The 14757-nt window shown below is 42.4% G+C and carries 14 protein-coding genes; 4 read left to right on the forward strand and 10 right to left on the reverse strand.

The features are described 5' to 3' along the window. Positions 1–123: 123 nt before the first annotated feature. The 3 genes from ilvC to B4K26_RS07685 all read right to left on the reverse strand — a co-directional run bounded on the left by ilvC (position 124) and on the right by B4K26_RS07685 (position 3604). Positions 124–1140, reverse strand: a complete 1017-nt coding sequence (gene ilvC / locus B4K26_RS07675; RefSeq protein ID WP_296244613.1) for a ketol-acid reductoisomerase — start codon at positions 1138–1140, stop codon at positions 124–126. A 134-nt stretch (positions 1141–1274) separates the two neighbouring features. Continuing rightward, positions 1275–1772, reverse strand: a complete 498-nt coding sequence (gene ilvN, locus B4K26_RS07680; RefSeq protein ID WP_296236299.1) for an acetolactate synthase small subunit — start codon at positions 1770–1772, stop codon at positions 1275–1277. Further along, positions 1772–3604, reverse strand: a complete 1833-nt coding sequence (locus B4K26_RS07685) for an acetolactate synthase 3 large subunit (RefSeq protein ID WP_296244674.1) — start codon at positions 3602–3604, stop codon at positions 1772–1774. The genes ilvN and B4K26_RS07685 overlap by 1 nt, the downstream gene beginning before the upstream one ends. A gap of 842 nt (positions 3605–4446) precedes the next feature. On the opposite strand from B4K26_RS07685, the gene B4K26_RS07690 reads away from it, so the two are divergent. Further along, entirely contained in the window at positions 4447–4962 is a 516-nt protein-coding gene (locus B4K26_RS07690) for a DUF4124 domain-containing protein (RefSeq protein ID WP_296244615.1), read from the forward strand. A 30-nt stretch (positions 4963–4992) separates the two neighbouring features. Here the strand turns inward: B4K26_RS07690 and B4K26_RS07695 are convergent, their stop codons facing one another. Beyond that, positions 4993–6762 carry an NAD(P)H-hydrate dehydratase gene (locus tag B4K26_RS07695; RefSeq protein WP_296244616.1) on the reverse strand — a complete coding sequence of 590 codons (1770 nt, stop codon included), beginning with the start codon at positions 6760–6762 and terminating at the stop codon, positions 4993–4995. A gap of 194 nt (positions 6763–6956) precedes the next feature. On the opposite strand from B4K26_RS07695, the gene queG reads away from it, so the two are divergent. Beyond that, complete coding sequence (gene queG / locus B4K26_RS07700; RefSeq protein WP_296244617.1) at positions 6957–8180, forward strand: tRNA epoxyqueuosine(34) reductase QueG; 1224 nt, start codon at positions 6957–6959, stop codon at positions 8178–8180. 127 nt (positions 8181–8307) lie between these two features. Here queG and lysM read toward each other — a convergent pair whose 3' ends face one another. From lysM to B4K26_RS07730, 6 genes are all read right to left on the reverse strand, one after another. Continuing rightward, positions 8308–8817 (reverse strand): peptidoglycan-binding protein LysM, encoded by a 510-nt coding sequence (gene lysM, locus B4K26_RS07705; RefSeq protein ID WP_296244618.1) that lies wholly within the window; start codon positions 8815–8817, stop codon positions 8308–8310. A gap of 348 nt (positions 8818–9165) precedes the next feature. Continuing rightward, the gene (gene acpP / locus B4K26_RS07710) at positions 9166–9402 is read right to left on the reverse strand and encodes an acyl carrier protein (protein ID WP_296244620.1); all 237 of its coding nucleotides are present in this window, start codon (positions 9400–9402) and stop codon (positions 9166–9168) included. Between the two features lie 311 nt (positions 9403–9713). Continuing rightward, positions 9714–10448 (reverse strand): 3-oxoacyl-ACP reductase FabG, encoded by a 735-nt coding sequence (gene fabG / locus B4K26_RS07715; RefSeq protein WP_296244676.1) that lies wholly within the window; start codon positions 10446–10448, stop codon positions 9714–9716. After that, complete coding sequence (gene fabD, locus B4K26_RS07720; RefSeq protein ID WP_296244621.1) at positions 10439–11407, reverse strand: ACP S-malonyltransferase; 969 nt, start codon at positions 11405–11407, stop codon at positions 10439–10441. Before fabD ends, fabG begins: the two co-directional genes overlap by 10 nt. 382 nt (positions 11408–11789) lie before the next feature. Next, positions 11790–11972: a 50S ribosomal protein L32 gene (gene rpmF, locus B4K26_RS07725; protein ID WP_296244622.1), complete on the reverse strand. Its 183-nt coding sequence runs from the start codon at positions 11970–11972 to the stop codon at positions 11790–11792. Between the two features lie 328 nt (positions 11973–12300). Beyond that, the gene (locus B4K26_RS07730) at positions 12301–12894 is read right to left on the reverse strand and encodes a YceD family protein (RefSeq protein WP_296244623.1); all 594 of its coding nucleotides are present in this window, start codon (positions 12892–12894) and stop codon (positions 12301–12303) included. Positions 12895–13080: 186 nt separating this feature from the next. Here B4K26_RS07730 and B4K26_RS07735 point away from each other — a divergent pair, with 186 nt between their 5' ends. Next, positions 13081–13785 carry an elongation factor P hydroxylase gene (locus B4K26_RS07735; protein ID WP_296244624.1) on the forward strand — a complete coding sequence of 235 codons (705 nt, stop codon included), beginning with the start codon at positions 13081–13083 and terminating at the stop codon, positions 13783–13785. 272 nt (positions 13786–14057) lie between these two features. Further along, positions 14058–14678 carry an L-threonylcarbamoyladenylate synthase gene (locus B4K26_RS07740; protein WP_296244625.1) on the forward strand — a complete coding sequence of 207 codons (621 nt, stop codon included), beginning with the start codon at positions 14058–14060 and terminating at the stop codon, positions 14676–14678. Positions 14679–14757 lie beyond the last annotated feature (79 nt).

Consider the following 14757-nt stretch of genomic DNA (forward strand, 5'->3'; position numbering starts at 1 on the left):
TCTCTAGACTATTAAATTGCTAACCATTAAAAAACCCATGCTATCAAGTGATAACATGGGTTTTTAATGCTTAATAATTAAAATATTGAGTGTTGAATGTTTAATCAATCATTCACTAATAAATTAGTTTTTGTCTTTATCAATGATTTTGTTACCACCAATCCAAGGCATCATGCCGCGCAATTTAGCACCAGTCACTTCGATTTGATGTTCAGCGTTGTTACGACGACGGGCAGTCATTGAAGGATAGTTGGTTGCACCTTCAGAGATAAACATCTTTGCGTATTCGCCAGATTGGATGCGTTTTAGCGCATTACGCATGGCTTCGCGTGATTGTTCGTTGATAACTTCAGGGCCAGTCACGTATTCGCCGTACTCAGCGTTGTTACTGATTGAGTAGTTCATATCAGCGATACCGCCTTCATACATGAGGTCTACGATAAGCTTAAGCTCATGTAAACACTCAAAGTAAGCCATTTCTGGTGCATAGCCTGCTTCAGTTAAGGTTTCAAAGCCCATTTTGACTAGCTCAACTGCACCACCACAAAGAACCGCTTGCTCACCAAATAAGTCAGTTTCAGTTTCGTCCTTAAAGGTGGTTTCGATGATACCTGAACGACCACCACCAACACCAGCAGCATAAGACAAAGCCAACTGCTTAGCTTGACCAGACGCATCTTGATAGATAGCGATTAAATCTGGGATACCGCCGCCTTTGGTAAATTCAGAACGTACGGTATGGCCGGGAGCCTTAGGAGCAACCATAATGACGTCAAGGTCGCTGCGTGGTTCTACTTGGTTGTAATGAATGGCAAAACCATGGGCGAAAGCAAGCGTCGCACCTTCTTTGATATTTGGTTCAATCACGTCACTGTAAAGCTGTTTTTGGAACTCATCAGGCGTCAAAATCATAACGACGTCAGCGGCTTTTACTGCATCTTCCACTTCTGCAACTTTTAAACCCGCGTTTTCTGCTTTTTTCCACGAGCTTGAGTTAGCGCGTAGGCCGACTGTTACGTCGACGTCTGAATCTTGTAGATTAAGCGCGTGAGCATGGCCTTGTGAACCGTAACCAATAATAGCGACTTTTTTGCCTTGGATGATTGATAGATCACAGTCTTTGTCATAATAAACGTTCATAAGTAGAGTCCTTTTCCTAAAACATGGCTGGCCATGGATAATAAGCGCTCTTGCTCTAACCACAATCGTAATGTGTTGGCTAAGATGAGCGCGCTGTTGATAATAAATTAAAGTTTTTAATAAAGATTACAAAGCTATAAGCTGAGTGTTTTTTCGCCGCGTGCAATACCAATCACACCCGAACGCACCACTTCCATAATGCGCTCGCGACCAATCACATCGATAAAGCCATCGAGCTTGGCTTTATCGCCAACGATTTGAATGGTGTATAGATTAGAGGTCACATCAACGATTTGAGCCCGAAAAATATCGGCACTGCGTTTAATCTCTTCACGTACGCCGCCCGTCGCCCGTACTTTAATAAGCATCAGCTCGCGCTCAACGTGAACGTTATCTGTCAGATTTAGCACTTTAACCACTTCAATCAATTTATGCAATTGCTTGGTGATTTGCTCAATACTTTCAGGCGAGGTAATCGTTGTGACTGTCAAACGTGAAATACTTGGATCATCGGTAGGTGCGACGTTTAGGGTTTCAATATTGTAGCCACGCTGGGAGAACAAGCCGACTAACCGCGACAACGAACCCGCTTCGTTTTCCATCAATACCGAAATCAGATGTTGTTGTTGCATTAGGTACGCTCCCCTTTTGTTAACCACATATCACGCATCGCTTGCCCAGCGATTTGCATCGGATATACATGCTCATTACGATCGACATAAACGTCGATGAATACCAATTTGTCTGTCATTGCCATGGCTTCAGCCAACTGTGCTTCCATCGTTGCAGGATCAGTAATCTTAATGCCGACATGACCGTAGCTTTCAGCCAGTTTCACAAAGTCTGGTAGTGAGTTCATATAAGACTGCGCATGACGACCTTCATACAGCATATCTTGCCACTGCTTCACCATACCTAACTGTGCGTTATTTAAGTTCAAAATCTTGACCGGCAAATTATATTGCAAGCAGGTTGATAGCTCTTGAATATTCATCTGAATAGAGCCTTCACCGGTAATACAAACCACGTCACGCTCAGGGTGAGCAAGTTTTGCCGCCATAGCATAGGGCAAGCCAACGCCCATGGTGCCCAAACCACCTGAGTTCAGCCACTGACCCGGCTCATTATAAGTATAGTAAAGAGCAGCAAACATCTGATGCTGACCGACGTCACTGGTGATAATGGCGTTACTATTGGTCACTTTGTCTAAAGCTTGCACCACCGCTTGGGGCTTAATACCATTGTCAGTATTGGTGTCATAACGTAGGCCATGACGCTTACGCCATTCATTAATCTGTGACCACCAATCTAATAAGGCGTGTTGCTCAAGCTGTTTATCATCACCGATAATCTCTAACATATCAGTCAGAACTGCTTTAACATCGCCGACGATTGGAATATGCGCATTAATGGTTTTTGAAATAGATGCCGGATCAATATCGATATGAATAATCGTCGCGTTTGGACAGAATTTTTTGACATTATTGGTCACGCGGTCATCAAAACGCGCACCGATTGCCAAAATAACGTCAGCATGATGCATACTCATATTGGCTTCATAGGTGCCATGCATCCCAAGCATGCCTAAGAACTGATCATCAGAACCTGGAAAAGTACCCAATCCCATCAAAGTATTGGTTACTGGCAGGTTTAAACGATGCGCAAGCTCAGTCAACTCTCTGCTGGCTTTACTCCAGATGACGCCGCCGCCTGCATAAATAACGGGGCGCTGCGATGACAACAAGGTTTCAACGGCCTTTTTAATTTGACCGGTATGACCTTTTAGTGATGGCTGATATGAACGTATAAACACATCTTTTGGATAAGCATAAGCATACTTTTCGCTTGGTGCTGTCATATCTTTTGGCACGTCAATGACTACCGGACCCGGACGTCCCGACTGAGCGATATGAAAGGCTTTTTTGACAATCATAGGGATTTCGCTAGCGTGGCGCACTTGGAAGCTATGCTTGACGATAGGACGCGATACGCCGACCATGTCGGTTTCTTGGAAGGCATCTTCACCGATTAGGCTACTAGGCACCTGACCTGAAATAACCACCATTGGCACCGAATCCATATAAGCAGTGGCAATCGCCGTTACCGTATTGGTCGCGCCCGGACCTGAGGTGGCGAGCACCACACCTGTCTGACCGGTCACGCGCGAATAAGCATCTGCCATATGCCCGGCTGCTTGTTCATGACGCACTAAAATGTGCTCAATATTTTCTTGTTGAAACAAGGCATCATAGATATGTAGAACGGCGCCGCCTGGATAGCCAAAAATATATTTGACTCCTTCGTCGGTCAGTGCTTGCACCAACATCTCAGCGCCAGATAACATCACCGGCTGCTCGCTACCTTCTGCAAGGCGCTGTTGCTTTTCTTCAAAATTTTTGGCGGCATTACCCGTTTGGGTATGTCCAGTCATGTTAGGACTTTGCGTGGTTTGCGTCACTGTCATCACCTTTTTTTGTGGTAAGAAGTTGCGCTCACTTATAAGATGAAACACCGTTTGCACAGGGTCGTTCATCTCACAAAAATGACGGCAAATTCTTATCCATATCAAGAATGTGTGCCCGCTATATCCAAGTAACGCTGTTATAGAAGACAGCATGCTACTCAAACACAGCAATATATGGATGGTCAGCGTTGTGACAGAGTTTATCGATAGACAGTGACAAGATGCGAATGCATCTATAAAAGAGGCTTATTATTTACGAAAAATACAAGTTTACGCTAGTGACAAATAAGTAGAGGCAGCATATAAAACGAATCTCAATAGTATTGACACGTTATAGGATTACGAAATCTTATAACTTACTTAATGAGTCGTTGTTGAAATCACACATTGCGCCCTATTGTTTATTACAGCCAAATCTTACTAACCACAGTAATAATAAGTTTATCTTAGTCATTGTAGACAGATAAGTCCGGAGACAATAAATACAGATTTTGATAACCATTACGATAATGGCGCTCTATTCCATATCATTGTCACAAAGAAAATAAAGCTAAGCGAGCTACTGATAAGCAACCCGTAGTCTTTATTTTCAAGTGCCACGACAATTTTATAAAAGCCGCTCACTGACCAATCAACTGCTATTATATTCGATGGTTTAAGCACCTTTGTCAAGAAAAACTTCTAAACCCTATCCCTAACTATTAGTTATTAAACAATATACATTTATAATTATTATTTGCTAAAATCAAACGTTAGTGTATTTATATTGTTATCAATACGATTAAATATTATTCTTAGCTGATAAATACATCTGTTTCTTACCTATTAAGAGGATTGTCACTATGGCAATTGTTAACACGGCATCCACGTCTACCATAAATACCGCTGCTAAACTGCTTATGAGTATCAGCACGGCGTGTATGCTCATGCTGCCAATCAATGCCAGCCATGCTATTCAGGTCTATAAGTCTATCGGCGCGTATGGTGAGGTGAAATACAGTCAACACGCACCGCAAGATGGTAGAAATGTTGAAGTGATTGAGTTTCGCAGTGACGGCAGACAAAGTAAGGCGGGACAATTGGCAGGCAAGACCAAAGCCAATCAAGCAGCGCCGCAAAGCGCAGAAGAGCAGCGCGTGGCTCAGTTAGAAGCGCGTATTAAAGAGCAAGAAGCACAGGCCAATGCTCAGCGTTGCCAATCATTACGCAACAATTTAACCAATCTAAATGTTGGCGGACGTATCTATGAGATGGATGCCAATGGCAAACGTCAATATTTAGATGGCCGCGAAATTGAGCTGAAACGCGAGCGTGTGCAGCAAGCCATCAATCAATATTGTAATGGTTCTGCAACTTAAATGTAATACGCCCTGACTGGCATGAACTGCTCAATCAGTCATTAATTTCATAACATGACGAATGGCAGCAGGCATATCTTGAGCTTGTAAGCCTCGTTGCCCTATCAATAATGGTTTAGCATGATAATTGGAGCTGCTTAATTTTTCCGTCTGCTTGACTAAGCAGTCTCCTGCCAGTCCATGAAGAAGGACTGCTTGGTGCAAACTACGCGTCTCTCCTGTTAAATCCTCCTGAGCTAACAGACCAGCTATCACGCCCGATAGCACATCGCCCATGCCAGCGCTTGCCATGCCTGCATTCCCTACGCCGCAAACATAAACTTGACTCTCTTTTGACTGCTGCTCTAAAACCAATGATCCTGCGCCTTTTAGAACCCAATGACCACCATACATTTTGGCGCACTGCTTTATCGCAGCTAACCTATCCGCTTCTACTTCACTGACCTCTTTGTCTAACAATCTAGCAGCTTCCCCACTATGCGGTGTTAAGCAAACTTGGTTCTTAGTGCTGTATTCTTTTAGCTGCTCTATCAGATTGCGTCCATCTGCCTGTAATGATGCTAAATGATACAGGCCATCGGCATCAATCACTATTGGCTTTTTCTCTTCCATCGCAGTTTGGATATAGTTTATAAATAATGATTTTGCTTTTTCATCGCGGCCCAGTCCCATTCCTATGGCAATAATACTGGCTTCTTTGATGAGGTTTTTTACGCCATCTGAATCATGCAAATTGATGGTCATTGCATCTGGCAGTGAGGTTAATAGTGCCCCATGAAATGCCTCATGACAAGCGACGGTGATTTTACCAGCACCTGTCGCCATCGTACTTGAAGCAGAAAGGATAGCTGCGCCGCCCATGCCTTGAGAGCCATCAATGCGATTACCACCAATGACCAATACATGGCCATAGCTGCCTTTATAACTGTTTTGTCGGCGTGGACTCAAATGATGGGCAGTCGTCATTAATTCGGCCATTGGAGTAAAATCCTTACTGCCCATTTGATAAGGTATCAGCGGAATGTCAATCACTTGTCCGCTATAATCCATCCCATCGTTGGTATGCAAACCAAATTTTCGCGCGATTAAACATAAAGTTGCATCAGCCTGCACCGCGATTTTTTTAAATACTTGGCCGGTAGAGGCAACCAATCCGCTTGGAATATCAACTGCAACGACCAAAGCACCGATAGCCTGAACAGCATCATTAAGGGCGCAAATCGCTTGCTTATAAATTCCGTCAGGCTCGCGATCCAAACCCATACCAAATATTGCATCCACATAAACGTCCGCTTGTAGCTGTTTACTTGCTTTACCATTATCATTAATGTCTTCAAAGCGTTGATAAGGACAATTGGCAGACAGCGCTATCTGTAGCGCTTTTCTCGCATCAGATAAAGAACCTTCCTTGTTAGATGGTTGCGTTGCCTCAGCTGTTTCAAAACCCCCACCATCAAAGCCAACGGTTATTACCTCTACTTGCCAGCCACTTTGCTGCAAATAATAAGCAATCAACCAACCATCACCGCCGTTGTTGCCTTTTCCCACCCAGACACTTACTCGACGCGGATAATTATTGCGGTTATGAGTCTTAGCATGAGCGGATACATGAGTATTGAACATTTTTTGCTCATAAAGCGCTACAATATAATGTGCCATTTGCCACGCCGCTTGCTTCATGAGGCCGAAACTGTCGTGACCTTCAGCAAACCATGCCTGCTCCATTGCATAAATTTGATTGCTGCTATACAGCGCTACAGGCATGGTGGTATTTGTAAATAAATTGGTTGGTACTGTCATAGCCAATCCTCGCTTATTTTTATTTAATAGTTTTATTATTTTAATAACAAGATAACGTGTGAATTATATCTGCTTCGTTAAACTCTGCATTGGTTTATAGATTCATATAAATACAGATTTATTTGCTTTAACACTTGCGCTCTTAGCTCACTGGACTATCATACTGCTATTCACATTATCATTTATAGCTGATTATGAATAGCAAATCACAACCTAGCCCATTGATACAGGTAGATGCGCAGCCATCCTCTGAGCCTAATCATGCCCCACAAACAAAAATTGCCGTTCATAACGCGCCAACCTTTGCAACAGCAGGAGACGTTAAGCAGTGGATTAAAACCCAAGCCCAAGCATTAGGGTTTGCTGATTGCGGTTTTTTATCGGTGCATCATCCTTTATTTGTTCAGCAGACAGAGCACTTAAAGCAATGGTTGGCCAAAGGCTATGAGGGACAATTGCAGTTTATGCACAATAACCATCATTTGCGTGCCCATCCTGAACAACTGGTGGAAGGTGCGAAAACCATCATCAGCGTACGAATGGATTATTTAACCCAAACCCCTACTCCGCGTGCGGTCACTGATAGCGCTTATCCCAATCAAGGCATCATCGCCCGTTATGCCAGAGGGCGCGATTATCATAAAACAATGCGTAGTCGCCTGAAGCAATTGGCATTAAAAATCGAAGCGATGCTTCCTGAGTGGCAGCATCTTAATATTGGTTCAGAGCAAGACTTTATTTTTCGACCTTTTAGTGATTCTGCGCCTATCTTTGAGCGTCCTATTGCAGATGCAGCGGGACTTGGTTGGACGGGCAAGCATACCTTACTTATAAACAAACAAGCCGGTTCATTTTTTGTATTGGGCGAGCTATTTATGAGCCTTGAGCTGCCCGATGATGAACCAGTCAAAGAGCATTGTGGCAGCTGCAGCGCTTGTATCGACGTCTGCCCTACTCAAGCGATTGTCGCGCCTTATGAGCTTAATGCGTCTGCTTGTATCTCTTACCTTACCATTGAGCACGACGGCATTATTGATCCTAAATATCGCCGCGCTATTGGTAATCGTATCTTTGGTTGTGATGACTGCCAGCTTATTTGTCCGTGGAATCGCTACGCCAATATCACGCCCATAGAAGATTTTGCCCCAAGGCACAATCTTGATAACAGCAGTTTGCTTGAGCTATGGCAATGGCAAGAAGCGGAGTTTATGAAAAAAACCGAAGGCAGCCCACTTAGGCGCACCGGTTATGTGAATTTTTTACGTAATATTGCAATCGGTCTCGGCAATGCAGTTCCTAATAAGGACATAATCGTTCAGCTTAAGACGAAATTAGGCCAACATAATGCTACGCTAGATGAACATATTACTTGGGCAATCAAGGAACAGCAGGATAAACTCAACAATCTTGAACCATAGATTTTTTTGAGAAAAAAAATACCTCTTAGTATCATAAGAGGCATTTTTTATTGGCATATAATTCTGAATATTTATGTTTAAAAAATTCTTATCTTTAAACATTTAATTCTAGCTATTCAATAGCATATTATGGTTTAGGGATACGTAGAACTTGGCCTGGATAAATCTTATCTGGATCAGAAAGCATGGGTTTATTGGCTTCAAATATTTTCATATAATCGCTAGTTGAACCATAAACTTCTTTGGCAATTTTAGATAAGCTATCACCAGACTTTACCGTATACATGGTAGATTCAGGGGCATCTTCTTCGATATCAATATTATCGATAACTTTAGCAACGTTTTGCACGTTACCAATAGCGATAATGGCTTTTTCACGATCTGCTTGGGTTTTGGCCTTACCACTGATTTCCGCAGTGTCCGTTGAACCATTATATTTCACTTTTAGATTGCTGATATTCAGATGTTGCTGCTGAATACGGCGTAGTAAAATATTGGCAACTGACTGAGCAGAGGGTTCACTACTTTTTACTGGGGTATTAGCATCCGCTTTGGTTTCTGATTTAGCGTCATGCTTGGCATCGTCACGGTTAAAAATCTTTTCACCGATATCCTTTGCAAAACTGAACATACCCATATAATTGCTCCTTAATATTTTGTTATTTATTATTTATCGTTATTGTTGTGGAAAGCGTCAAATTTGAGTATCACCACCTTTAATCACTCATTACTTTTAATTGATGTTTTTCTCAAGATCGCTTTATTGCCACTGACCATCCTTAGTATAGACAAAGGTAAATGCCGTAGATAGTAATAGTATGTTGAATAATGTTGATTTGGCGTAGCTTATGTAACATAAGAATTAATCGCCATAAGTGATAGAGATTAACTAATTAGATATACATATAGTTATCAAAAAGACATAAAAAAACCGCTTATCGATTAAGATAAACGGTCGTATGACACTTACTCAGCGAATCGCTAATTATAGCTGCGCTTGCACGTAATCAATGGCTTTTTGAACAGTCGTTAATTCTGCTGAATCTTCATCAGGAATTGTGATGCCAAAATCGCTTTCGAATGACATAACCAATTCAACTAGGTCTAATGAATCAGCACCTAAGTCTTCCATGAATGAAGCATCGTTGTTGATATCTTCAATGTTCATACCTAATTGTTCCGCTACCGCAGATTTAACTCTTAGCTCGGTATCATTACTCATGTAGATTTCTCCTTTTTGATCTATTATTTTGACAAATTGCCATCGTGTTTTGATAAAGCACCATGGCAATATATATAAAATGGACTGGTCAAATTATCATGGCTGTCTGAGTGCCTGATAACAAATTATACATTTTGACGGATGTCCGCTAAAACCTAGCTATCATACAGGGCTTTGACAAAAAAGTATGCGCCATTATAGCACCCTTTATTATAGTTTACACTCGTTCACAGAGTTTTTTATTATCAGTATGTAACGCCTAGATAGTTCAGTTAATGCAGTTATTGCCAGTAGGATGCAAATCCTAACCATTACATGTACATGCCACCATTGACAGGAATGACAGCGCCGGTGATATAGCTGGCTTCATCACCGGCTAAGAAAAATACGGCTGCGGCAATGTCTTCTGGCTGGCCAAGACGGCTAATCGGTACCGCATCAAGCATTGAATTAAGTAGACGCTCATCAAGCTCATCGGTCATATCGGTTTCGATAAGGCCTGGAGCGACACAGTTAATCGTTACTTGTCGTGAGCCGATTTCGCGCGCCAGCGTCCGGCTAAACCCTTCAACGCCCGCTTTAGTGGCAGCGTAGTTAGATTGACCTGCGTTACCCATTTGCGCGACCACAGAGGTGATATTGATGATACGGCCGCGGCGCGCTTTCATCATTCCGCGTACCGCCCGCTTACTCATACGGTAAACTGAGGTCAGATTGGTATCGACAACATTGTCCCAGTCTTCATCTTTCATACGCATCAATAAGCCGTCTTGGGTAATACCCGCGTTATTGACCAGTACTTGCACGGCGCCGTAAACGCTTTCGATTTCTTCAAATAGTTTATCAATCTGCGCCGTATTACGCACATCTAACATGCGTCCAATACCGCCACTATCGTGTAAGTATTCTTCAATAAGCGCTGCGCCTTTTTCTGTGGTCGCGGTACCAATGACAAAGTGCCCTTCTTTTGCAAAACGTTTGGCGACGGCTTTACCGATGCCGCGGCTCGCGCCCGTCACTAATGTAATCGTACGGCTCATGATAATACCTCCATTAACTTCTCTAATCGGGCGAGCTTGTCGGTCGGATAGCTGGCAATAGGTTGCGCTTGACGCTTTGCCAAATTACTAAGAACGTTACCGCTGCCACATTCGATTAATATATTAATTTGTTTATCCGCCAATTCCTGCATGGTTTTTGACCATAGGACGGGTTCACTTAATTGCTCAGTCAGGGCTTGCTTGATACCCGTTGCACTGGTTTCAACACGTGCATGACGATTTTGAATTACGGGAATGGCTGCTTGATCAAATTGAATGGCTGCCAACTCGTCAGCCAAGGCACTGGTCGCAGGTTCCATAAGCGCACAGTGCGAAGGCACACTGACTTTTAATGGAATGGCTTTTTTGCCAGTATTTTGAACTTTATCAATAACCGCATTGACGCCTGCCACGTTGCCTGAAACCACCACTTGCCCTGGACTATTAAAGTTTGCTGCCCCAACAATGGCATCATCGACGTGTTCAGTTGCTTGCTCACACAAGTTTTCGACTCTGTGATCCTCAAGACCTAACACCGCTGCCATTGCCGTATCGACACCAACCACCGCCTCTTGCATCAATTGACCACGTTTATGCACTAGCTTTACTGCGTCAACAAGGGATATCACACCAGCGGCACATAAGGCGCTATACTCGCCTAGAGAATGACCCGCTAGGTAACAAGGCTTATCTTCTATTTTTTGTTGTAGAATGCGCCAAATGGCGATACTAGCAGTTAATAACACTGGCTGAGTATATTGAGTCTGATTAAGTTTGTCCTCGTCCTGACAAATTGCCCATAAATCTTCACCAAGTGCCGTACTCGCTTCACTAAAGGTATCACGAATTTCAGGGTATGTTTCAGCCAGTTCACTCAACATACCGACAGCTTGCGAACCTTGTCCGGGGAACAGGACGGCAATACGAGTAGGTTGTTTTTTTATCATATCGGGTACAGAGGCCATAACCAATATTCCTTATTTAATTGGAAATACCCCTAAACTAATGGGGTTTATTATAAGATTAAAGTCTAATAAGAAAGTTTATTCTAAGAGCATTTGCTATCATTATTCCGTTAAGACAGCCGACTGCTATTAAACTATACACTGACGCAGACAATTAGCATAGCCGCCAAAAAGTCGAAAGCTTAAAATAGGGTATTTCTAAAACCCGCGACTGATAAAAAACGCATAACAAAAAGCCAAGTTATCTAGCCCCATAATATATGATAGCGAAATAACTTGGCTTTCGTTTACTCAAACTGCTTGCGCCATAATAACTGTGTAAAATCATCGATAGTCATCAGAACTATCATCATTTTGCAGCAACCATCAATGAGCAAATAACTTAAACGTCTTGACTAACTTTAAAAAGCTGGCGACCACGATAGAAACCATCTTTAGTCATATGATGACGACGATGTTTTTCACCAGTAGTAGCGTCGATGCTTAATTCAGCCACTTCCATACGATGATGTGAACGGCGCATGTCACGACGAGAACGACTTTTACGACTTTTTTGAACAGCCATGATATAGCTCCTATACTTAAAAGGGTTAAGCTTAAAATTCAGCTTTAATCGATACTGACAGAGGCTATATAATCACAACAACCTAAGTCTTACGCATCATTAGTTAAATAGATTGCCACACGTATTAAAGTGCTGACTACGTCTAAAATCTATAGTTCGTTTGCGAAGCCAGCTTCTCTCTGCCAGCGGCAGGTTGCTAGAATGCAATAAACGGGACATTATACGCATGTTTAGCGAATTAATAAAGCCCTGCTTTTCACTCTTGGGCAAAAAGCTGATAAAAGGTGGAAAGTAACGATTTACCGACGTTATACTGCCAATTATTCGGCTATAACTTGCCTTTTAACGAAGCTAACGCTGCAAAAGGATTTTCATTCTCCTCTTCTTCTGGAATTTCACCAAACTGCTCAACGCTCATCTCACAATCATCATGTTTTGGCGCCATCGGCGTTTTTAGTAAAATCTCATCTTCGATCAATTTTTTAAACGGTAATAAACGCTCTGGGGCAGGCTCAGTGATAATTTCATCAAGCAATAGATAATCCTGCTCTTCACCAACCAGGCGCACTTGGCTTTCATTATCAAGTAGGGCGATATCGTAATCATCGGTCAAATCGATAGCGACGGGTTGCAAGCAGCGCTGGCAGGTCAACCATACCTCACCCGTTAGCGTAAAAGATAAATGCAACACGTTATTGTGGCGATATAGATTGGCTTTAAGCTGAAGGTTTGACTGCTCATGCTCGGTCGTCAATATAGCATCGAGGCGCTCAAAACAACGCGGCGCAACTTGTCCCGACCATTCAAAACCGCTGTCTTCCCACTTACTTAAAGAAATATCTTCTGGCAGGTTGGACAACATCGCAGCTGCTGTTTTGTCAGCCTGAAGCGCTGACGGCTTGTTTGTTGGAGTGCTTGACATGCGCGGCCTCATTCATCAAAAACGGTGTATAATATTGCCTGCCATACTAACGGAAAGCGCTGATGAGCGCTAGGGCTAGTATGTTAAGATTTTTGGCACGTGCTTTCGTATTAAGTTTGCATTTACCTTAGCTTGCTCGCGTTGCAAATCACGCGCTCTACCTTTTTATTTAGTTGATCTATTCATATGATATCGCCTGCTGTTGGTCCTGACTTTTCTGTTTTGCTTCCTACCTCTGATGCTAAGCGTTTGCTACATCGTTTAAATACTTTAGAAACCAAAAAGCCTCCTGAGTTTTCGAGCTCTATTTCAGAGATGCAGTTAAACGCACTACCAGAACAATGGCAGAAAATTGCTCGTGCTCAAAGTATAAAAACTGCTGATGAGAATGAAAAAGCAGCGACCGATTGGCTTATAAGTTTATTCAATATACTATTTGCTCACCAGCAAGTGATCCTTGTACGCGGTGATAGCGAGCCAGAATATTTCCCTGCCAAGAATAATGAACCCGCTCGCATCGAATTTGCTCATGGTTTCTTTCAAAGTGCCTTGCATGAATTAAGCCATTTCTGTATTGCAGGTGAGCGTCGTAGGCAGTTAGCTGACTTTGGCTACTGGTACGCTCCCGATGGGCGTTCAGCAGCGCAGCAAAAGGCATTTGAACGTGTAGAGATTAAACCACAAGCGTTAGAGTGTTTATTCTCGCTTGCTTGCGGACGTCCTTTTCAAGTATCAGAAGATAATCTGTTTGCTGATTTTGATACCAGTGACAGCACCTTTGCTGATGATGTTTATCAACAAGCTGAAAAGTATATTACTTACCCTCACACCCTGCCGCGTGATGCCAAAACGTTGCTGCAGTCGTTATTGCATATTTGTATTGCTGATTAGTTTAAAAGTATTCCTTACTTAGCGCTCGTCTATCTTCATTAAACTACTCACTTTATATCGTTAACGTTTCCCTACTCATATTAACGCCTTACTAATAAACTTATATTTGCTTTACGCTATACTATCTTAATAATAGCGCTATCTCAGTAGCAGCGCTATCTTTTGATACCGTTGATCAGAAAATAACACTATCAAGAATCGTCAAATCAACAAATTTATATATTAAAAAACTCCGTATGAAGAAATCTATAATTATAAAATAAGGAACCATTATGCAAGTATTCTACATTCATCCAGACAATCCGCAGCCGCGGCTTATTGAGCAGGCAGCAGACTTATTACGTAGTGATCAATTACTCATCTACCCTACCGATACCAGTTATGCGTTTGGCTGCCGCTTAGGCGCAAAAGCTGCGCTAGAAAAATTAAAACACATCCGTGAGCTTGACGACAAGCATCAATTCACCTTGTTATGCCGTGATCTGAGCGAGATTGCTAACTATGCAACAGTAGATAATGTGCAATTTAAACAGCTAAAAGCGCTTACCCCGGCACCGATTACCTTTATTTTAAACGCTACTAAAGATGTTCCTAAGAAACTGGCACACCCTAAGAAAAAGACCATTGGTATCCGAGTGCCGAGTAATCCTATCGCTCAAGCTCTTTTAGAAGCAATGGATGAACCTATTTTGACCAGCTCTTTAATATTGCCGCATCGCGATGAGATCCTCGATGATCCATTTGAAATTGAAGAGTTACTCGGTAGCCAATTAGATGGTCTAATCAATGCAGGTATTAAAACCACCAAATTGACGACTATCGTTGACATGACAAGTAATCAACCGGAGATTATAAGACAAGGTGCAGCTGACGTTAGCTCATTAGTGCCATAAATAAAAGCTTGTATAAATAAAAGGCATAAAAAAAAGCTCCAAATTATTGGAGCTTTTTTATTATACAATAAGCGTATAA

Origin of the sequence: Psychrobacter sp. UBA6766 (assembly GCF_002453355.1) — a bacterium.
Classification (GTDB): Bacteria; Pseudomonadota; Gammaproteobacteria; order Pseudomonadales; family Moraxellaceae; genus Psychrobacter.